Here is a 20,290-nt window from a genome sequence, read left to right on the forward strand (position 1 = left end):
GACTGTTATCCGGGTGGTCCTCAAACAAATCCCGAAACTGCGCCCGATTTACAGGGTTATTGCGCGTTAATCGTTCCCTGACACCACCAAAAATCTAACCTATCCTGACGGGATACCCAGCAAAAACAGGAGCAGAAAGCCCATGATCCCCAAGACCATGAAAGCCATGCTGCTCACCGGCCACGGTGGCATCGAAAAACTGGAATACACCGAAGACGTACCCACTCCCACACCGGCTGAGGGAGAAGTGCTCGTAGAGGTAACCGCCACCGCCAAGAACAACACCGACCGCAAGGCCCGGGAAGGCCTGTACCCCACAAAGGATAAGGGCGAAGTTACCTCCTTCCAGATGGGCGGTTCAGCCACCCTCACTTTCCCCAGAATCCAGGGCGCCGATGTTGTCGGCCATGTCGTAGCCGTGGGTGAGGGCGTTGACGACACTCGAATAGGCCAACGCGGCCTGTTGGACTTCAACCTTTACGCCGACGGCCGCCGGGACATCAACCTCACCCCGGACTATTATGGCCACGGTGCCGATGGGGGGTTTGCCGAATACATTGTTGTGCCCTCCAGCCAGTTTCATCACGTTGAAAACACCGATCTTGCCGATGCCGAACTGGCCTCCATGGGGATGTGCTCCTACCAGACCGCCCTGCATATGCTCACGTCTGCCAGGGTCAAATCGGGTGAGCACATTCTCGTCACCGGCGCCAGTGGTGGTGTGGGCACCGCCCTCATCCAGCTGTGTCGCATCATGGGGGCCATTCCCTATGCGCTGAGCCAGCAGGACAAGGCGGAGGCGCTGTTGAAACTGGGTGCCGCCGCGGTACTGGACCGCTCGGACATGACCAACTTCACTGACAAGGTTCGTGCCGTTACCGGGGGCCGGCCCATCGATGCTGTTATGGACCTGGCCGGTGGCGAGATGACCGACCAGTTCATCGACACCATGATCTTCGACATGAACCGTCGTGGTGACTATCCTCGGCTGAGCATTGCCGGTGCCAGTGCCGGTAACGTCAGCGAAATCATGTGGACCCGGATCTACCTCTATCAGGTACAGGTATTCGGGGTTTCACATGGCACCCGTGAGGAAGCCGAACAACTCGTTGCCTGGATTCGCAATGGCCAGCTCAAACCGGTGCTGCACGCCGCCTTCAAACTTTCGCAGCTGCATGATGCCGAACGCTATTTCGTTAACCGCAACAGCAATTACCTGGGCAAGATTGTGATTGTCCCGGATGCCCAGTGGGCCGAGCACGGCGCCCCTTTTGCCCTGGAGAAGTAATGATGCAGCCTGAGCTTAACCTGCAATTGATGGATACCCACGCCGGCGGCGATGTCAGCCGGATTGTAACCGGGGGTATCTGCGCGATACCGGGTGACACGGTACGGGCCCAGATGGAGTACCTGCGGGACGACGCGGATGGCCTGCGCAGACTGCTTCTGCATGAACCTTATGGTATTCCCGAGATGTCGGTTGATCTGCTGGTGCCACCGAGCGACCCTGAGGCTGTTGCCGGCTACATCATCATGGAGGTGATGGGGTACCCGATATACTCCGGCTCGAACACCATCTGCACCGCCACAGCCGTTCTGGAAACCGGTATTGTAACTAAGCGAGAGGGGTGGCAAAGCTTCGCACTGGAGGCCCCGGCGGGTCTTGTCCATATTGACGCACTGGTGCGTGACAACGTGGTAGAAGCCATTACCTGCGAGGGCCTTCCCAGCTATATCGATACATACAGGGCGACAATCCACGTTCCCTCCATCGGCAACGTCACCTACAGCGTTGCCTACAGCGGCGGCTTTTACGCACTGGTGGACGCCACCAGCCTGGGCTTCTCGCTGACCCTGGACGAAGAGCGCAGGCTCAGCGAGTGCGCCTATCATATTACCGAAGCGATCCAGGCAGAGCGGGGGTTTTCCCACTACACGCTAGGCGATGTGGGGCCCTTGCCGTTCCTCCATTTCATGGGCCCGGTTGAACACCTGTCTGACCATTCCTACCGTTCCCGTTCGGCAACCTATGTGCATCCTGGTGTGATCTGCCGCAGCACCACGGGCACTGGCACCTCGGCCCGGCTTGCCCTGATGCACTACGAGGGCACCATCAGCCCGGGCGACCGACTGGAAACCGTTTCCCTCCGTGAAACCGGGTTTATCGGTGAGTTCACCGGTGTGCGCCAGGAAGGGGATCACCAGGTCGTTGAAAATACCATCACCGGCAAGAGCTACGTGCTGAACCGCGCCGAAATTATCGTCAACTGTGAGGACCCGATGGTGGATTGTGGGGGGCTCACTCATATTCTGACCAGTGCCCATCCGGAATGACGGGGAAACACAAGCTCATTGAAGAATTCCGTTTGGGTTGGGAGTCGCCCTCTTTTTTGTAGCCTGAGGGTTTTGCGGGCGGATACGGGGGTGGGGGTATTTTTTCTTCTGGAAAAAGAACTCGCTTCGCTCAGACACCTTTTTCCTTGCCAGAAAAAATACCCCCACCCCCTATCGACGTGCAGCACAGAGATACTCACGTCGAGTTGGCCTTCACTTGCACGGACCCCCAACAACTCCGGGTTTTTCTTTCCGGTAGTATTTTTCTTTTCTTTCGTGAACCCGCCGTGGTCAGCTCGGCGGGGGGTGGTATCTGGATTTTTTGCCAGAAAAAGATGTCTGAGCGGAGCGAGTTCTTTTTCCAAAAAAATACAGATGCCACCCCGCAAGCCCGCCCCCTAACCGGCAGGCTACGAAAAAGAGGGCAACTCCAAATGCCTCAGGCTGTCTGAGACCGAACAACCGAAGTCTGACCAAGGGCAACCTCCGCCACTGTATGCAGCTTCTCCAGCTGTGACTGGAGCATGGCAATCGGGCGGGTGCCTTCCAGGGTCAGGGTGATATCGAGGTGTTCCCCGGTAGATTCCACCGCCATTGTTGCAATCCGGAAACCGCGAATACGGACCACCTGGCACAGGCGCTCCAGGGCGGCGGCTTCCTGCGACATGCGGCAGTTGATTTTATAGCTCGGTGTTGAGGGCTGGCTTTGCGGGTTCATGCAACGTGTTCCTTGTTGGTGGTGCGTCGGGTTTCGTCGATCATTTCACGGTTGCTGGCGCCGGGTTTGACGATGGGCCAGACGTTTTCCTCGCGGCTGATGGCTACGTGCAGCAGCATCGGGCCGTTAAAAGCGAGGATGGTTTCGATGCCGCGGCGGATCTGGTCGGTGCGTTCGATGTGCAACGCCGGGATGTCGAAGGCCCGGGCCATGGCGACAAAATCCGGGTTGTCATCCAGATTGATCTGGCTTTCCCGGTTGTCGTAGAACAGCTCCTGTTGCTGGCGCACCATGCCCAGGCATTGATTGTCCATCACAATGAGTTTTACCGGCAGGTTGTAGCGGCGGATTGTGGCCAGTTCCTGGGCGTTCATCATGAAAGAACCATCGCCGGTGACGTTGATCACCGTGCTGTTGCGGTCGGCAAACTGGGCGCCGATGGCGGCGGGCAGGCCAAAGCCCATGGTGCCGAGGCCGCCGCTGGTGAGGTGGTGGCGTGGGTGGTCGAACTCGTAGTGCTGGGCCACCCACATCTGGTGCTGGCCAACGTCGCAGGCAATCACGGTGTCGTCCGGTGCGATGCGGGAGAGCTGGCGGACAAAGGCCGGGCCGGTAATCGGGGCTAACGGCTCTTCGTTGTCGGCGGCCTTGAAACCGCCGGTGGTGTGCCAGGTTTGACACTGTTTCTGCCAGTCGCTGATGGCCAGCGGCTTGTCCTGCAAAGTGCCTGTCAGCGTGTTCAGGATGTCATTCAGGTCCCCTCGGATAGCCAGATCGGCCGGGCGCAGTTTGTTGATTTCGGCAGCGTCGGCGTCTATGTGAATCGTTTTTGCGTTGGGGGCGAAGCCATCCAGTTTGCCGGTGGCGCGGTCGTCCAGGCGGGCGCCAATAACCAACAACAGGTCGCACTCATCCACCGCTTTGTTGGCGGCGCGGGAGCCGTGCATGCCCAGCATGCCGAGGTTGTAAGGGTTGTGTTTGCCCGGGTTGCCTATGCCCTTGAGGGTTACTACCGCTGGCAGGGCAGAAGCCTCGGCAAAGGCTCGAAAGCTGTCTTCGGCCTGGGCCAGGCTGATGCCGCCGCCGCTGTAGAGTATGGGCTTTCGGGCTGCTCGCAGCATGGTGAGTGCTTCGGCCAGGTCCGGGCAAAAGGCGTCCTGCGGACCTTGCCGTGGGAAGGGCGCATCGCTGACTTCAGTCAGCAACAGGTCCTTGGGGACATCAATCCACACCGGTCCCGGCCGGCCCCTTTGGGCCAGTTCCATCGCTTCTTCCATGATGGCGGGTAGGGTGTCGGCATCGTCGATGAGGTAACTGTGCTTGACGATACCCAATGTCATGCCCAGCACGTCGGTTTCCTGGAAGGCGTCGGTGCCGATCAGGCCGGAGGGCACCTGGCCGGTGATTACCAGCATGGGAATGGAATCCCGGTGGGCATTGGCAACACCGGTAATCAGATTGGTGGCGCCGGGGCCGGATGTGGCTATGCACACCCCCAGCTTGCCACTGGCGCGGGCATAGCCATCGGCGGCCAGGGCACAGGCCTGTTCGTGGCGGCAAAGCACATGTTCCACACCCACATCGTCCACCAGCGCGTCGTATAGCGGCATGATGCAGCCGCCCGGATAGCCGAAAACCGTGCTGATGTGGTGGCGGTGGAACGCGTCAAGAATGTGCTGTGCGCCGTTCATGGTCGTTTTTCCCTTTTTCTTGCTGCAAAAAAAAGCCCCCGGGACCTTTCGGTGCCGGGGGCTTCTCGTGTCTTGTCAGGTTGTTGCTATCTCACCCGCTTGTCCACGCAAAAGCCCCCGGACGGTACCACGACCACCAGGACTAGCTTCACGAGAACAACCACTGCGTTGAGATTCATAAAATCGGGATCTGCTCTGAATCTGTGAGAAATTTATGTGTAGAATCTACCCCACGAAAATAACCGGATGCAACCGTTTTCTGGTAGTTTTTTCAAACGCGAGCCTGAGCCCGGACGACACCAACCGATTCAATCTGTGAGCAATCAATGACGAAAGCAAAACTGGGATCTATCGGCCTGTCCTTTCTGGTACTGGCTTTTCTGGTTGTATGGATGGCGACCGGAGAGGTCAAGGAGGCCCGTGAAAAGTCGCCCGAGCAGGCTCCTGAGGAGAAGGCAGTGGCGCCCTCTGTACAGGTGGATGTGTTGCGGGCAAGGCTCTACGAGCCGGGATTGATGTTGCAGGGGCAACTGGAGCCCTGGCGAACTGTGTCCATCGGTGCGCGGGTGGCCGGCACCGTGGAAGAACTGATGGTGGAACAGGGTGCCCGGGTTGAGGCAGGGGATGTATTGCTTCGCCTGTCCGAGGATGGCCGCCATACCGCCGTTGCGCAGTGGCAGTCCCGTATCCGTAAGCTGGAGGCCGACTTGTCGGCTGCCCAAAAACTGCGTGCCCGCGACCTGACCTCCGAATCGGAAATACTGACCCTGCAGAGTGAATTATCCGCAGCCAGGGCTGAGCTGGCACAGGCACAGCTTGCCGTGGACAACCTTGAGCCAAGGGCACCGTTTGACGGTACCGTGAATCGTCGGGATGTCGACATAGGTGATCTGGTTCAGGTTGGTTCGCCGCTGCTGGAACTGGTGCGGGTTGATCGCCTTAAGGCGACGGGCCAGATTCCTCAGCAGTCGGTGGGTGCTGTTGAAGAGGGTCAGGCGGTGACCATCCGCACGTTGGATGGTGACAGCCTTGAAGGCGAGGTGAGTTTTGTTGCCAGCGCAGCAGACCCGGAAACCCGCAGCTTTGAGGTGGAAGTGACGGTGGATAACCCTGAACGCAAACGCGTCGCGGGTGGCAGCGCCACGCTACGAATCGCGTTGCCGGAGGTCAGGGCCATGTTCATTTCACCCGCCTATCTCAGTCTCGGTGATGATGGCAGGCCCGGTGTTCGCTATGTTGGAGAGAACAACGAGGTGGTGTTCACCACGGTAAAACTCCTGAACGTCACTACGGATGGCGCCTGGGTGACCGGCTTGCCGGATGAAATCAGGCTGATCACCCGGGGGGCCGGGTTTGTATCCATCGGGCAGCAGGTACGCCCGGTCGACCGTGATTCGGACCGGGGCTGACCAGCATGCGAACCCTGATATTCGCCGCACTCGACCGCAGCCGCACCACGCTCCTGACGCTGGCCTTCCTGATTCTTGGCGGAATAGCAGCCTTTCAGACCATCCCCAAGGAAGCCAATCCGGACATCACCATTCCGATGATCTACGTCTCCATGACGCTGGAGGGCATCAGCCCGGAAGACGCTGAGCGGCTGCTGATCCGGCCCATGGAGCAGGAGCTGCGTTCCCTTGAAGGTGTGAAGGAAATGCGTGGTACGGCGTCGGAAGGGCACGCCTCGGTGATGCTGGAATTCGACGCCGGTTTTGACCCGGATATAGCGCTTCAGGATGTGCGGGAAAAGGTCGACACCGCCCGCAGCAAACTGCCCCAGGAGGCTGATGAGCCAAGGGTGAACGAGATAAATGTGGCATTGTTCCCGGTGATGTCCGTTGGCCTGTCCGGGCCGTTATCCGAGCGTGAACTGGTGACCATTGCCCGGCGTTTGCAGGATGCCATTGAGGGGATCCCGGAAGTGCTGGAAGTGGAAATCGGCGGCGACCGGGAAGACCTGCTCGAAATTGTTGTCGACCCCCAGGTGCTGGAAAGCTATGGCGTCGACTTTGATCAGTTGGCGTCACTGGTTACCCGCAACAATCAATTGGTGGCAGCCGGTAGCCTGGATACGGGTGCCGGCCGCATGACCATGAAGGTTCCGGGGGTCATCGAGTCGGTGGAAGATGTGATGTCCATGCCGGTCAAGGTGGACGGCGATACCGTCGTGACCTTTGGCGATGTGGCCATGTTGCAGCGCACTTTCAAGGACCCGACGGGGTTTGCCCGGATCAACGGTGAGCCGGCGCTGGTGCTGGAAATATCCAAGCGTACCGGTGCCAACATCATCGAAACCGTGGGCAAGGTGAAGGCACTGATTGAAAGCGCGGGCCCGCAACTGCCGGATGAGCTTGAAATTCGCTACATCATGGACCAGTCCGGCGAGGTGCGGGACATCCTCAGTGACCTGCTCAACAACGTGCTTACAGCCATTGTGCTGGTGATTATCCTTATTATTGCCGCCATGGGGCCCCGCTCCGCCCTGTTGGTGGGCCTGACTATCCCGGGTGCTTTCCTGACCGGCATCCTGGTGATCTGGGGCATGGGTTTCACCCTCAACATCGTGGTCCTGTTCAGTTTGATCCTGGTGGCGGGCATGCTGGTGGACGGGGCCATTGTGGTCTCGGAACTGGCCGACAGGAACCTCTCCGAGGGCCAGAGTGTGAAGTCTGCCTGGGGAGAGGCTGCCAGCCGTATGGCCTGGCCGATAATCGCCTCCACCGCCACCACGCTGGCTGTCTTCATTCCTCTGCTGTTCTGGCCGGGGGTGGTGGGTGAATTCATGAAATTCCTTCCCACTACCGTCATTATCTGCCTGACGGCGTCGCTGGCGATGGCCCTCATTTTCCTGCCGGTCGTTGGCAGTATCAGCGGTGGTAAACGCAAAGCACAGGCGGCGCCGGGTGGCCGGATGACGGATGTATACCGGGGAGTGCTGGGCCGGTTACTGGCGGTTCCCGGCTTCACCCTGCTTGGTGTGCTCGGTGTGGTCGTGGTGATCTATGTAGCCTATGGCAAGTTCAATCATGGGGTGGAATTCTTTCCAAGCGTGGAGCCGGATTCCGCCCAGGTTCATGTTCGGGCCAGGGGGGACCTGTCGGTAGTGGAGCGCGACGCCATTGTGCGGGAAGTTGAACGGCGTTTGCAGGGCATGCCGGAGGTGAAGGCCCTCTATGCCCGCTCAATGATCAGTACCGGTTCCCTCAACCAGATGGCGCCGGATGTGATTGGTGTGCTGCAGTTCCAATTCACGGACTGGTTTGAGCGCCGGTCCGCCACCCGGATTCTGGAGGATTTTCGTGAGCGTACCGCTGATATTCCCGGTATCGAACTGGAATTCCGGAAGCAGGAAGGCGGGCCGGCGGGCGGCAAGCCCATTGAACTCAAAGTAAGCAGTATGGACAACAAACAACTGGAGCAGTACACGCAACTGATCCGGGACCGAATGGCCGCCATCGACGGATTCGTGGATATCGAAGACGACCGCAGTCTTCCGGGCATCGAGTGGCGACTTAATGTGGACCGTGAGGCCGCCGCCCGATTTGGCTCTGACGTACTCAGTGTTGGCAGTGCCGTGCGGCTGATTACCAACGGTCTGGTGCTTGCCACCTATCGCCCGGAGGATGTGCGGGACGAAGTGGACATTGCCGTGCGGGTGCCGAATAACTGGCGGGAGCTGGACCAGTTCCAGCGCCAGACCATCAACACCAGCCGGGGGCAGGTGCCACTGTCGGAATTCGTGGAATTGGAACCCGGGGATAAGACCGGCAGTATTACCCGGGTGGATGGCCAGCGCACGATTACCATCAAGTCCGACATTGAACCCGGTCGCCGGGTGGATGAGTTGCTTGGCGCGCTGCAGCAACAGATGCCGGAAACCCCGGAGGGCGTATCCGTCCGGTTTGCCGGCGAGAACGAAGACCAGCAACAGGCCTCGAACTTCCTGACATCCGCGTTCCTGGTTGCGATTGCATTGATGCTGCTGATCCTTGTCACGCAGTTCAACTCGCTCTATCAGACCATGCTGATTCTGTCTGCCATCGTGCTGTCTACGGCCGGTGTGCTGCTTGGCCTGCTGCTGAACGGGCAGTCGTTTGGAATCGTGATGGTGGGTATGGGCATCATCGCCCTTGCGGGCATTGTGGTGAACAACAACATCATTCTGATCGACACCTACAATCAGATGCGAAAAAGCGGAATGGCCGCCTTTGAAGCCGCGTTGGAGACCGGCTGCCTGCGTCTCCGGCCGGTCTTGCTGACCGCCATTACCACCATTTTGGGCCTGATGCCGATGGTATTGGGGGTAAATGTGGACCTGCTCACTCCATCCCTCGGCCTGGGGGCACCGTCCACCCAGTGGTGGACACAGCTATCCAGCGCCATCGCCGGTGGGTTGGCGTTTGCAACGATACTGACCCTGTTGCTGACGCCCGCGCTTTTGGTACTGGGATACAAGGCCGGGCGGAAGCTGAAACGGGCCGTCGGTAAGACGCGGACCGATAGTGCATGAAGAGTTCAACGATTACAGGGCTGAAAAGTATTGTTCAATAAGCTTTTCGAAAGGAAGAGGCCGGCTGTACCGATAACCTTGGAGATAATCGCAGCCCTGATTGCGAAGCCATTGTTCGTGGGCCTCCGTTTCCACGCCTTCGGCGACGACCGACAGCCCAAGCCCACGTGCCAGGCCAATGATGGACAGGGTGATGGCACAGTCGTCTTCGTCATCCGGCAGGTTGCTGATGAAGGAACGGTCGATCTTGATCCGTGAGAACGGCAGGCTCTTGAGACGGGAAAGGGATGAATAGCCGGTTCCGAAATCGTCAATGGCGAGGCTGGCTCCATCCGCTACCAGCTCTTCCAGAATGTCGGTCAGCGTGCCGAGGTCGCCCTGGATGGCGTCCTCGGTTACCTCGAAGTGCAGGGCACTGAGGGGCACTTCGTATACTCCGCAGGTTTCCCGGATCAGGCCGGGCAGCTCCGGCACCAGTACCTGTTCAGCCGCCAGGTTGACCGAAATTTCCGGTAGCGTGACGTCCTGGTCATGGGCCATTTTCCAGTGTTCGCATACACGGCGAAGTACGCATTCCCCCAGGGAGTACATCAGTCCACCGCTTCTGGCGATGCCGAGGAATTCTATAGGAGACAGCCACCCGCGTTCTGGATGCTGCCAGCGCACCAGGGCCTCCAAAGACTCTATTTTCAGACCGGTGGCGTTCATGATGGGCTGGTAGAAAACGTCCAGGGTGTGGTTTTTGATGGCAGCCCGCAATTCATTTTCCAGGGCAAAACGGGATCGGGCCGTTACCTGGATGCTGGAATCATAGAAGCAGGCACGGTTGCGGCCCCTATGTTTGGCATTGTACATGGCTGCCTCGGCGCCACGGAGCAGTTCTTCGGTGGTTTCACAGTCCCCTGGCAGGTGACAGATGCCGAGGCTGGCGCCCACGGAAATTGAATGGCCGGAGAGGCGGATCGGTTTGCTGATCTCCTGCCGGATTTTTGAGGCAGTTAACTCCAGCGAGTCCCGCATGGTGTGGTCGCGGACAATCAGCGCGTATTCATCGCCACCGATTCTCGCCAGAAGGTCCTTCCCCGGCATGGTGGTCTGTTTCAGTCGCCGGCCGACTTCCGCAATGACATTGTCACCTACTTGGGGGCCAAGACCATCGTTGATGGATTTCAGGCGGTCCACGTCAATCCATATCAGGGCGAGGCTGCCAAAGCCCCGTCGTTCTATCTTGCTGGCAAGGTGGCTGATGCGGTCCCGTAGGGAGTCGATGTTGGAAAGCCCGGTGAGCGAATCATAACGGGTGACATACTCCAGGGCTTGTTTCGAGCAAAGCCAGGCCTCATGGGTGTTGATCAGGCTGATGGTATCTGCGATGGCAATAACGAAGGAAATTTCCGGCAGGGACCATTCTCGACGGGTAGTCGATTCCAGGCATACAACGCCGCTGAGCCGGGCACCGTCAAACACTGGCGCGTCGAGCATGGAGAGTATGCCGAGGGTTGCCAGGTACCCTGGTGTGAAAGCACGGGTGCGTTGATCGTTCTGGGCGTCCTCTACGGTCAGGACGCGTTCCGTTTCCAGCGCTTCGAAATAATCCGGGTTGTCGGACTGGTAAAGACTGGAGGTTTCCCCGGTGACGCCGTCTGCGGTATGGAGCCATTCGGACACGATGCGGTCACGTTCCTCCGGAAATTGCCACACGCTGACACGGTCAACATTGAGCAACTTCGCGCAGAGGGCTGTCAGGTCGGCGAGCTTCTGCGGGCGCTTCTTGTCGATAAACGCCGGGCTGTGGCTGAGTTCCATCAGCGCCTTGTGAAAGATCACAAAGGTATCCGTATCCTGCATAGTTTCCGGCTGCCCGTCTTTTATTCCGGCAATTTCCTGTTTCCCGCAACACCTACATACTGGCACCGGGCCCTGGAACTGTCCACTTTGCAGCCGCATACCGCAAAGGTATATCAGGGTTTATGACGATTTGTTGTCTGATTGAGTCATTTTTTTGTATTCGGGACCGGAGTTCGGGTTTCTGGTTTATGCTGTGGGTTGGAAACCGATATCTAAAATGCTGTTGTTATCGCGGAGCCGCCTTTGAAAAAAGGTCTGACACAGATTCTGCTTATCATGATGTTCTTTGCGCTGCCGGGTCTGGCATTCGCAGAACCGGCTGTTTGGAAGAATCATTCCAAGCGGCTTGAGCTGTCCCGGTTTGTGGACTATTTGCAGGAACCCTCGGACTCCGTTTCACTGGATTCAGTAAGGCAGCTTCCGGAGAGTGAGTGGCGGCCCAATGGCAAAGACAGCGTTAGCCTGGGATACGGAGATGATGTCTACTGGTTCCGGGTACATGTTCGCAACCCCGGTGCTGCCACGGATCCGCTGTTTCTTGAAATCGGCTACCCGGTACTGGACCACGTTGAGGTTTACCTGGTTGACGATGGCGATCTGTTGGCATCGTATGTTCTGGGGGATAAACAACCGTTCTACAATCGCCTGATTTATCACCGCAACTTTCTCGTCCCGTTTTCCCTGTCAGTTGGAAATAACCTGTCTGTCTACTTACGCGTGGATACCACCAGTTCCATGCAGGTGCCACTTACCCTGTGGGATCAGGATGCATTCTACGTTGCCGAGCAGTCTCGCAGCCTGTTTGAAGGCATCTATTACGGCATCGTGCTGGTAATGATCCTGTATAACCTGTTTGTCTACATGGCGGTCGGTGAGCGAAGTTTCCTGCATTACGTGGGTTATATTTCCGCCATGCCGCTGTTCCTGGCGAGCCTGCACGGGGTAGCGTTCCAGTACCTCTGGCCGGAAGCCACCTGGTGGAATGATCAGGCGATCATTGTGTTTCTCAACCTGGTGGTGCTGTTTGGCGGTACCTTCAGTCTTCGATTTATTAATGTGTCCCGCGCCAACCACCCCGTTCTCAACAGGCTGACGGTATCGTTAATTGTGATTGCCGGGGTAATGGCGACGGCGGGCCTTCTGGTTCCATACCGGCTGATGATCCTGCCCACCATCCTGGTCGGCTTCCTGGGATGCACCACCATGCTGGTTCTGAGCATTGTGCGCTGGGTCAGGAAAGACCCGGCAGCCCGATACTATGCCCTGGCATGGGTGTTCATGCTCTTCGGCGGTATCGTTCTGGCCCTCAGCAAGTTCACCATGTTGCCCCGCAACCTGCTGACGGAGAACGCGACTCAGGTGGGTTCCGCCATCGGCGTTATCCTGCTGTCGGTGGCGTTGGCGGACCGGCTCAACAAGGAGAAAAAGCGTGCCTTTGAGGCCCAGCAACGGTTGCTGCAGGAAGAACGCAAGGCGCGTATGGCGCAGGAGAAGTCCCTTCGCATACAGCAGGAGGCCAATACATTGCTGGAGCAGCGAGTACAGGAGCGCACCCGGGATCTGGAGTCTCTCAATGCTCGCCTGCGGGAGCTCAGCGCCACCGATTCCCTCACCGGTCTCAAGAATCGTGGCCATTTCGATCGGGCGTTCAGCTCGGCAGTGGTGAAGGCCTACCGGTTCGGCCAGCCGCTGTCACTGTTGTTGCTGGATATCGACCACTTCAAGAAGTTCAACGACGTCTACGGCCATCTCGTAGGCGACGACTGCCTGCAGATGGTTGCCAATTGCATCCGTCAGTACGTCACTCGTCCGCAGGATCTGGCTGCCCGCTACGGTGGCGAGGAATTTGTGGTTCTGTTACCGGATACACCGGAAGAGGGTGCCCTGCGGGTTGCCGAGAAAATACGAAGCGAGATTGAAGAAACCGGGTTCCGGGTGTCGGAGGAAGTGTTGCATCTGACCGTCAGTATTGGTGTCTGTGCGGTATGCCCCAGCCAGGCCGACGCCACCAAGGATATTTTCTGCTGGGCGGATGAGGCGCTCTACGAAGCCAAGGGGCGGGGGCGGAACCAGGTGGTCGCCAGCGAGCCTCCTCCGGTTCAGGGAGCTGAGTCCGTTATCACCTGAATGCGTTCCCGTTTATCTTTGGCCAGTCCATGGTGTCCTCCAGCGCAAAGGCCAGTTCCAGCAGTGTACGTTCGCCGCCATTCCGGCCCATTAACTGGATGGATACGGGCAGGTTGTGGTCAGTGAGGCCGGCTGGCAATGCGATAGCAGGGGCACCGGTGGCGTTGGCCAGCGGGGTAAAACTCACATATCGGGTCAGACGGTTGAATAGGGTGTCGAAGTCAACGGACGGGCTCAGGTAGCCGATTTCAGGTGTTGTATGGCCAAGCACTGGTGTCAGCACCGCATCGTAACCGGCCATGGCCCGAGCGTAGTCATGAGCAGACCTGTGCAGGCGCCAGAGTATGGCCGGCAGTTTGTAGAACTGCTTTCTGAAGGCCTTGTCCAAACCCACGGTTAATCCGTCCAGCTGCGACCTGTCAAAACTCGGATGGATCAACCGCTTGCCGTTGGAACGCACGCCAAACGCCAGCATTCCCCAGTAGAGTGCAAAATCTTCCGGAAAGGTTGAGGCAACGGGAACGTCCATCGGCTCTACCCGGTGCCCCAGCTTTTCCAGCATCCGCGCGGTGGTTTCAACGGCCTCCCGTGTGGTTACGTCCGTCGGGTGGCCGTTGATGGAGTCGATGACCAGGCCAATTCTGAGGGGGCGGCTTCCTGGCCCTTCCACTTTGCCGATAGGGGGCAGTTTCGGATTCCGGAAATAACCTTCGGCTCCAGAGTAGAAATTGACGGTGTCCCTTACCGTGCGCGTGACGACGCCATCGCTGACAATGTTGATGGGCAGCGATTTCGCCGCGTCGTTGTCGATCAGCCGGCCCCGGCTGGGCTTCAGGCCCACCAGCCCGCAACAGGCCGCCGGGATGCGGATCGAGCCGCCGCCATCATTGGCATGGGCTATGGCAATAACCCCGGCGGCAACCAGGGCCGCGGAGCCCCCTGAAGAGGCCCCGGTGGAGTATCGCAGATTCCAGGGATTGCGGCTGGGAGTGCCGTGGGCCGGCTCCGTGGTGGCGTTGAAACCGAACTCGGGCAGGGTGCTCTTGCCGAAACAGACCAGGCCCTGGGCCAGTAACTGATGGGCGAAGGGGCTGGTTTTACCCAACGGCGCAGGTTGGATGGCGGCAGTGCCGTGGGACGTCGGAAACTTTTTTACATCGGTGTTGTCCTTGATCACCGTGGGTACACCCGCAAACATACCGGGGCCGGCTCGTGCGGACGACGCCTCTTCCGTTGTTATTTCGGCACCTTCGTCCGGAATCGGGGTGACCAGGCCATGGATAACGGGTTCGACCTGCCGCGCCCGGGCAAGGGTTGCCAGCAGGACTTCGTGCGGGGAAGCCTCGCCTTTCTGGATCAGTGTGGCCAGTGCAGTGGCGTCGTGATGGCCAAGCAGGTCGTCACTGAAGGTGTGCAATGAGTGCGGATGTTGTTGTGCGGTCAAGGCAGGTACTCCGTGTCAGCTCCGGAACAGAGTTTACTGTATACAAAGCCGAAACGTGATGATATGTCATATCAGGAAATTGCATCGCAGTTCATAAAAAAGTAAAAATCCGGTTTCCCGTGCCCGTATCAGGCTATAAGCTTGTTTTTGCGCACAATTACCATAGTAAGCGAATTTCATGGTTTTTCTGGATACTTTCGACACATTAGCCGAGCCACTGGTCCGTTATTTCCTCGGTATTTTTTTCCTGATGATCGGCCTCCAGTTCACCGCTCGCAGCCTCGGTCTCTATGCGAGGATGGGGTTTTCCTTTGTCAATTATGGCGAGCGGGCGTCTGCCGGCTGGTGGCATCGGCACATCTTCAATGTATTCCGTGCCGTGATCCTGGCGGTGGTTGTGGTGCGTATCTTCGTGGATATCGACCCCTGGCTGGGGGTATTCGGCTCGCTGTATCACGGGCCTGTTCTGGCGACAGGGACGGCGTTTCTGTTGCTGTCGTTCAGCCTCGTCAATTATCTCCAGGCGTACATGCATGAGGACTGGCGTTCGGGCGTCGATCCGAAACAGAACCGACACCTGCTCACAGGTGGCCCCTACAGCCGTAGCCGTAATCCGGTATTCATGGCGGTCATGCTGGGCCAGTTGGGTTTTTTCCTGGCACTGCCTTCGGCGTTCTCACTGATATGCCTGATTGCGGGCGTGACAGTATTGATGCGACAGGCAAGGGTGGAGGAAAAAGCACTCGCCAAACTCTTCGGTGATGCCTACGAAGCGTATCGCAGGCGAGTGCCGCGCTGGCTCTGAGCCAGGTGTGTCGGGGCTGGCTATTTGCGGGCTTCCTTGATCACATCGTAGGCGTGGCTGATTTCCCGCGTGCGCTCTTCCGCCATTTCCCGCATGCTTTCCGGCAGGCCCCGCCCGGCCAGTTTGTCCGGATGATTTTCACTCATCAGCTTGCGGTAGACTTTCTTGATTTCCGCATCACTTGCCGTGGGAGAAACACCCAGCGCCTTGTAGGCGTCGTCAATCTGGCTTGCGGAAGACGCCTGTCCAGAGGCACCGGCCTGGCCGGCGTGGGCGCCGCGCAACATGGCCTCAAGTTGGTCCACCTGGGCTTCGGGTAGCCCCAGGCCGCGGGCAATACGCACCAGCATTTCGTGTTCAGCCGGATGGACCACGCCATCAGCGGCAACAGCGGACACCTGAACTTGCAGGAACATCTGCAACAGAGCGGACTGGCGGCCGCTAACCCTCAGGAAATGCTGCAGTTCCGCATCCAGGTCAAAATCGTTGGCCTTACCCCGGTTGAAGGCGGCCTTGGCGCGCTCCCGATGTTCACCTGAAAGGCGGAACCGGTCGAACAGGCGCTCCGCCACCTGTATCTCGTCGCGGGTAACAACCCCGTCCGCCTTGCACAAGGCGCCCATCACCGCAAACACGGATTCCAGGAAGTCTGTCTGCACATTGCGCAGTTTCTGCCAGAGGCGGCTCTTGATATAACGGGTGAGTAGCGCACCGGCAACCGCACCAATCAGTAATCCGGGAAAGCGGCCAAAGAGGTAGCCGATCAAACCGCCGATAAACAGGCCGAACATGGCAGTGTCCTTTTCAAGTGTTTAAAACTGCGCAAAGTATACGGGGGCGAAAACATCATGACCATGGACCTTTTCGAACAATTACCACCGAAATTATGGGTCGAACCGCTCTGTGAAGGGGCGGTTGTTCTACGCCGGTTTGCCAGCGCCCCCGCTACCGACCTGCTGGTGGGGATTGAGCAAGTGGCGGAACAGGCACCATTCCGGCAGATGCAGACACCGGGCGGCCATACCATGTCAGTCGCCATGACCTGCTGTGGGCCCTGGGGCTGGGTAACGGACGCAAAAGGGTACCGGTACCAGCAGAACGACCCACTTTCAGGGGAACTCTGGCCATCCATGCCAGCGTCGTTTCAGGCGCTGGCTGCAGAGGCGGCCGGAATGGCGGGTTATGGCAGCTTTGAGCCGGACTCATGCCTGGTGAACCGGTATTCGCCTGGCGCTAAAATGGGCCTCCATCAGGATAAGAATGAAGAGGATTTTGACCAGCCCATTGTTTCTGTCTCCCTGGGCACGCCGGTGAGCTTCCAGTTTGGCGGCCTGCGGCGGGGCGACCGGCCGCAGCGAGTGCCCCTGGAACATGGCGATGTCGTGGTATGGGGCGGCCCGGCGAGATTGAGGTATCACGGAGTGCTGACACTGAAGCACGCCGAACACCCGTTGACGGGTAGCAACCGTTATAACCTGACGTTCCGCCGCGCCCGATCATAGTTGGCAATAGCGTCTTCAAGGGTGGCAGTCAGCCGCTGCAACAGGTCGCCGCTGTGCCGCCAGAAATGCCAGTAGAGCGGAACCGTCAGTTCGTGGCCGGGTGCCAGGTTGACCAGACCGCCGTTATCAATCCAGTGGTGGGCCTGGATCTGCGGGATCATTCCATAGCCCATGCCGGCCCTGGCAAGCTGGACAAAGCCCTCGGAAGAGGGACACAGGTGATAGGGGAAGCGGCCGTGATAGCCGCAACCGGCCATGAACCGGTGTTGAAGCTGATCATTGGGGCCGAAAACAATGGCAGGTGACGTGGCAAAGGCCTCTGGTGTGATGCCGTCGGGGAAAAACCGACGAACGTACCGGGGCGTTGCCAGAGGCATATAGGTCATTTCCCCCAGTGCCACGCAGCGCCCTCCGGCAATGGGTTGGCTGCTACTGCACAGGCAGGCAGCGACGTCGCCATCGCGCATTCTTTTCAGGCCCACATCCTGGTCCTCGATCACCAGGTCCAGTAGTAATCCTTCCTGGCTGCAAAAGTCTCCGACCACAGACGCCCACCAGGTGGCCAGGCTGTCGGCATTGATGGCGATACGCAGGCGCGTGGTGTCTTCCGCCAGGGCAGGAATGGTCTTGCGCAGGTCCCTTTCCAGCAACTGCACTTGCTGAAAATGATTGAGCAGCTTATTGCCCGCCGGTGTTGCCTGAAGTTCCGGGTGTCTGACCAGCACCGGCTGGCCAAGGCGCACCTCCAGTGACTTGATGCGTTGTGACACCGCAGACTGGGTAAGCCCGAGGACCTCGCCGGCGCGTTCAAACCCACCATTTTCGATGACGGCGGCCAGCGCCTGAAGAAGCTTGTAATCCATCATAAGCAAAATTCATGGGATATAAGGTTTATGATTTTTAAGTATAGCGTTTACCCCTTAAGCTTTCAGCAAATTCGGAGGGAACTATGCTGACAAGTTATCTGACAGGGCTGCTGGTTTGCGGCGGTATCATCATCGCCATCGGGGCGCAGAATGCTTACATCCTGGGCCAGGCGATACGTCGGGAACACCACTGGTACTGCGCGGGTATCTGCATGACGGCAGACATCGTGCTGTTCACTGCCGGCATGTTTGGGCTCAACGCGGCGCTCATGGCCGTGCCGGAGGCGCTGGAAATCATGCGTTGGCTGGGTGTGGCTTTCCTGGCCTGGCTGGCATGCCTGGCCTTTGCCCGAGTCGTAAAGGGGCGGCAGGGGCTGGATGCCCGGGAAGCGGACGTTTCAAGTCTTCGGACCGTGGTGCTGACAACCCTGGCGGTTACGTTGCTCAATCCCCAGGTTTATCTGGACACCCTGTTGCTGATTCCCGCCATTGGCGCCCAGCAGGCAAGCCCGCTGGTGTTTGTGGCCGGTGCCAGCAGTGCCTCAATCATGTGGTTCTGCCTGTTGGCGTTTGGTGGGGCCGCCCTGTCCCCGTGGCTATCGAGCCCGCTGTCCTGGCGCTTCATTGATGGTGCAATAGGGTCGATGATGGCGGTGATTGCCTTTCACCTGGCCAGCAACGGCCTGTCCGGGCCGGTCTCGTAAAGACCGCCCGGTCTCCGGGCATGCCGGTTACTTTTCCGGCATCGTTCTGGTATGCTTCGCCGCCTTTATTTCGCAGCCTATGAACCTACTTTAATGAACGTCTCCCCGACATTCCCGATGATCACTCCGCCCTAGCGCGCTATGCGCTCCCCAGGTTAACTCCCTGAGTCTGTTACCCGGTATTCACCTTTGGTGAGTACGACCGATTTTTCTGTCTCGAATTTTTGCCCTCTCTGACTGGATACCAAAAACATGGTGAACAAGCTTAAAGCCGACTGGCTCTCCAATATACGGGGCGATCTGCTCGCCGGCATTGTGGTTGCGCTGGCGCTGATTCCCGAAGCCATCGCCTTTTCCATCATCGCCGGTGTGGACCCGAAAGTGGGTCTGTATGCCTCATTCTGTATTGCCGTGGTGATTGCCTTCGTGGGTGGCCGCCCCGGTATGATCTCCGCCGCGACGGGAGCCATGGCGCTGTTGATGGTAACCCTGGTCAAGGAGCACGGGCTGGAATACCTGCTGGCGGCCACGCTGCTGACCGGCCTGCTGCAAATCGGCGCCGGCTATCTCAAGCTTGGCGGCCTGATGCGTTTTGTGTCCCGCTCAGTGGTGACCGGGTTTGTGAATGCCCTGGCCATACTGATCTTCATGGCGCAGTTGCCAGAGCTGACCAATGTGACCTGGCATGTGTACGCCATGACCGCCGCGGGCCTGGGCATTATCTATCTGTTTCCGCTGATTCCCGTGGTCGGCAGGATTCTGCCTTCTCCACTGATCTGTATCGTTGCGCTGACAGCATTCGCCATGATCTACAACATCGATATCCGCACCGTGGGCGATATGGGGCAACTGCCGGACACCCTGCCAATTTTCCTGTGGCCGGATGTACCGCTGAACCTGGAAACCCTGATGATTATCCTGCCTTACTCGGTGGGGCTGACCGTTGTGGGCCTGCTCGAATCCATGATGACCGCCACCATTGTGGATGACCTGACGGACACCACCAGCGACCGCAATCGCGAGTGCAAGGGCCAGGGCATCGCCAATATCGGCTCCGGCCTGCTGGGTGGCATGGCGGGCTGCGCCATGATTGGCCAGTCCATCATCAACATCAAATCCGGTGGCCGTACCCGCCTCTCCACCCTGTCAGCGGGTGTTTTCCTGCTGGTCATGGTGCTGGTTCTGGATCAGTGGCTGGTGCAGATTCCCATGGCGGCGCTGGTTGCGGTGATGATCATGGTATCCATCGGTACGTTCAGTTGGGGTTCTATCAAGAACCTGAAGGAACACCCGCTGTCCACCAACATCGTGATGGTGGTGACCGTTATCGTGGTGGTCGCAACCCACAACCTGGCGTTTGGCGTGCTGGCAGGTGTGCTGCTGGCGGCCCTGTTCTTTGCCAACAAGGTGGGGCATTACATGCTGGTGACCTCCGAGTTTGATGAAGCGACCGATACCCGAACCTACAACGTGGTCGGCCAGGTGTTCTTCAGTTCCTCGGAAAAATTCACGGAATCCTTTGATTTCAAGGAAGCAGTGGATAATGTGGTGATTGACCTGACCCGGGCGCATTTCTGGGACATTACTGCCGTGGGCGCACTGGACAAGGCTGTTATCAAGTTCCGCCGCGAGGGCGCCGAAGTTGAAATCATCGGGTTGAATGAGGCCAGTGCCACGATCGTTGACCGCTTTGGAGTGCACGACAAACCCGACGCCGTCGAGCAGTTGATGGGGCACTGAC

Annotated in this window: 15 protein-coding genes; 9 read left to right on the forward strand and 6 right to left on the reverse strand. The window is 58.5% G+C overall.

Annotation, left to right across the window (positions count from 1 at the left end; all coding sequences use genetic code 11):
- The first annotated feature begins 142 nt into the window (after positions 1-142).
- The gene (locus NLU14_RS12525) at positions 143-1,288 is read left to right on the forward strand and encodes a zinc-binding dehydrogenase (RefSeq protein WP_275707003.1); all 1,146 of its coding nucleotides are present in this window, start codon (positions 143-145) and stop codon (positions 1,286-1,288) included.
- Positions 1,289-1,290: 2 nt separating this feature from the next.
- The gene (locus tag NLU14_RS12530) at positions 1,291-2,334 is read left to right on the forward strand and encodes a proline racemase family protein (protein WP_275707220.1); all 1,044 of its coding nucleotides are present in this window, start codon (positions 1,291-1,293) and stop codon (positions 2,332-2,334) included.
- Between the two features lie 439 nt (positions 2,335-2,773).
- Here the strand turns inward: NLU14_RS12530 and NLU14_RS12535 are convergent, their stop codons facing one another.
- Positions 2,774-3,052, reverse strand: coding sequence for an ACT domain-containing protein (locus NLU14_RS12535; protein WP_275707005.1), 279 nt, complete (start codon positions 3,050-3,052; stop codon positions 2,774-2,776).
- Positions 3,049-4,743: an acetolactate synthase 2 catalytic subunit gene (gene ilvG / locus NLU14_RS12540; RefSeq protein WP_275707007.1), complete on the reverse strand. Its 1,695-nt coding sequence runs from the start codon at positions 4,741-4,743 to the stop codon at positions 3,049-3,051. The genes NLU14_RS12535 and ilvG overlap by 4 nt, the downstream gene beginning before the upstream one ends.
- A 326-nt stretch (positions 4,744-5,069) precedes the next feature.
- Here ilvG and NLU14_RS12545 point away from each other — a divergent pair, with 326 nt between their 5' ends.
- Positions 5,070-6,152, forward strand: coding sequence for an efflux RND transporter periplasmic adaptor subunit (locus tag NLU14_RS12545; RefSeq protein WP_275707009.1), 1,083 nt, complete (start codon positions 5,070-5,072; stop codon positions 6,150-6,152).
- A 5-nt stretch (positions 6,153-6,157) separates the two neighbouring features.
- Positions 6,158-9,253: an efflux RND transporter permease subunit gene (locus NLU14_RS12550; protein ID WP_275707011.1), complete on the forward strand. Its 3,096-nt coding sequence runs from the start codon at positions 6,158-6,160 to the stop codon at positions 9,251-9,253.
- Positions 9,254-9,265: 12 nt separating this feature from the next.
- Here NLU14_RS12550 and NLU14_RS12555 read toward each other — a convergent pair whose 3' ends face one another.
- Positions 9,266-11,101 (reverse strand): putative bifunctional diguanylate cyclase/phosphodiesterase, encoded by a 1,836-nt coding sequence (locus NLU14_RS12555; protein WP_275707014.1) that lies wholly within the window; start codon positions 11,099-11,101, stop codon positions 9,266-9,268.
- A gap of 243 nt (positions 11,102-11,344) precedes the next feature.
- Here NLU14_RS12555 and NLU14_RS12560 point away from each other — a divergent pair, with 243 nt between their 5' ends.
- The gene (locus tag NLU14_RS12560) at positions 11,345-13,228 is read left to right on the forward strand and encodes a sensor domain-containing diguanylate cyclase (RefSeq protein ID WP_275707017.1); all 1,884 of its coding nucleotides are present in this window, start codon (positions 11,345-11,347) and stop codon (positions 13,226-13,228) included.
- Here the strand turns inward: NLU14_RS12560 and NLU14_RS12565 are convergent.
- A complete protein-coding gene (locus NLU14_RS12565; RefSeq protein ID WP_275707019.1) occupies positions 13,221-14,672 on the reverse strand; it encodes an amidase in 1,452 nt (483 codons plus the stop codon). The two genes, NLU14_RS12560 and NLU14_RS12565, sit on opposite strands and share 8 nt — an antisense overlap.
- Positions 14,673-14,850: 178 nt before the next feature.
- On the opposite strand from NLU14_RS12565, the gene NLU14_RS12570 reads away from it, so the two are divergent.
- On the forward strand, positions 14,851-15,477 hold the full coding sequence (locus NLU14_RS12570) for a methyltransferase family protein (protein ID WP_275707021.1): 627 nt from the start codon (positions 14,851-14,853) through the stop codon (positions 15,475-15,477).
- 20 nt (positions 15,478-15,497) lie between these two features.
- Here NLU14_RS12570 and djlA read toward each other — a convergent pair whose 3' ends face one another.
- Positions 15,498-16,268, reverse strand: a complete 771-nt coding sequence (gene djlA, locus NLU14_RS12575) for a co-chaperone DjlA (protein ID WP_275707023.1) — start codon at positions 16,266-16,268, stop codon at positions 15,498-15,500.
- Between the two features lie 57 nt (positions 16,269-16,325).
- On the opposite strand from djlA, the gene alkB reads away from it, so the two are divergent.
- Positions 16,326-16,979: a DNA oxidative demethylase AlkB gene (gene alkB, locus NLU14_RS12580; RefSeq protein ID WP_275707025.1), complete on the forward strand. Its 654-nt coding sequence runs from the start codon at positions 16,326-16,328 to the stop codon at positions 16,977-16,979.
- Here the strand turns inward: alkB and NLU14_RS12585 are convergent.
- A complete protein-coding gene (locus NLU14_RS12585; protein ID WP_275707028.1) occupies positions 16,946-17,845 on the reverse strand; it encodes a LysR family transcriptional regulator ArgP in 900 nt (299 codons plus the stop codon). The genes alkB and NLU14_RS12585 overlap by 34 nt on opposite strands.
- Positions 17,846-17,928: 83 nt before the next feature.
- On the opposite strand from NLU14_RS12585, the gene NLU14_RS12590 reads away from it, so the two are divergent.
- Together NLU14_RS12590 and NLU14_RS12595 are read left to right on the forward strand one after the other, a co-directional pair.
- Positions 17,929-18,549, forward strand: coding sequence for a LysE/ArgO family amino acid transporter (locus NLU14_RS12590; protein WP_275707031.1), 621 nt, complete (start codon positions 17,929-17,931; stop codon positions 18,547-18,549).
- 252 nt (positions 18,550-18,801) lie between these two features.
- Positions 18,802-20,289, forward strand: a complete 1,488-nt coding sequence (locus NLU14_RS12595) for a SulP family inorganic anion transporter (RefSeq protein ID WP_275707033.1) — start codon at positions 18,802-18,804, stop codon at positions 20,287-20,289.
- Position 20,290 lies beyond the last annotated feature (1 nt).

The sequence above is a fragment of the Marinobacter iranensis genome (assembly GCF_029207565.1).
In the GTDB taxonomy this organism is placed as follows: domain Bacteria; phylum Pseudomonadota; class Gammaproteobacteria; order Pseudomonadales; family Oleiphilaceae; genus Marinobacter; species Marinobacter iranensis.

What these genes read in the sequence shown, in the direction of transcription:
- NLU14_RS12525 (WP_275707003.1), top strand. Translation starts at nt 143, where the DNA reads ATGATCCCCAAGACCATGAAAGCCATGCTGCTCACCGGCCACGGTGGC.
- NLU14_RS12530 (WP_275707220.1), top strand. Translation starts at nt 1,291, where the DNA reads ATGCAGCCTGAGCTTAACCTGCAATTGATGGATACCCACGCCGGCGGC.
- NLU14_RS12535 (WP_275707005.1), bottom strand. Translation starts at nt 3,052, where the DNA reads ATGAACCCGCAAAGCCAGCCCTCAACACCGAGCTATAAAATCAACTGC.
- ilvG (WP_275707007.1), bottom strand. Translation starts at nt 4,743, where the DNA reads ATGAACGGCGCACAGCACATTCTTGACGCGTTCCACCGCCACCACATC.
- NLU14_RS12545 (WP_275707009.1), top strand. Translation starts at nt 5,070, where the DNA reads ATGACGAAAGCAAAACTGGGATCTATCGGCCTGTCCTTTCTGGTACTG.
- NLU14_RS12550 (WP_275707011.1), top strand. Translation starts at nt 6,158, where the DNA reads ATGCGAACCCTGATATTCGCCGCACTCGACCGCAGCCGCACCACGCTC.
- NLU14_RS12555 (WP_275707014.1), bottom strand. Translation starts at nt 11,101, where the DNA reads ATGCAGGATACGGATACCTTTGTGATCTTTCACAAGGCGCTGATGGAA.
- NLU14_RS12570 (WP_275707021.1), top strand. Translation starts at nt 14,851, where the DNA reads ATGGTTTTTCTGGATACTTTCGACACATTAGCCGAGCCACTGGTCCGT.
- djlA (WP_275707023.1), bottom strand. Translation starts at nt 16,268, where the DNA reads ATGTTCGGCCTGTTTATCGGCGGTTTGATCGGCTACCTCTTTGGCCGC.
- alkB (WP_275707025.1), top strand. Translation starts at nt 16,326, where the DNA reads ATGACCATGGACCTTTTCGAACAATTACCACCGAAATTATGGGTCGAA.
- NLU14_RS12585 (WP_275707028.1), bottom strand. Translation starts at nt 17,845, where the DNA reads ATGATGGATTACAAGCTTCTTCAGGCGCTGGCCGCCGTCATCGAAAAT.
- NLU14_RS12590 (WP_275707031.1), top strand. Translation starts at nt 17,929, where the DNA reads ATGCTGACAAGTTATCTGACAGGGCTGCTGGTTTGCGGCGGTATCATC.
- NLU14_RS12595 (WP_275707033.1), top strand. Translation starts at nt 18,802, where the DNA reads ATGGTGAACAAGCTTAAAGCCGACTGGCTCTCCAATATACGGGGCGAT.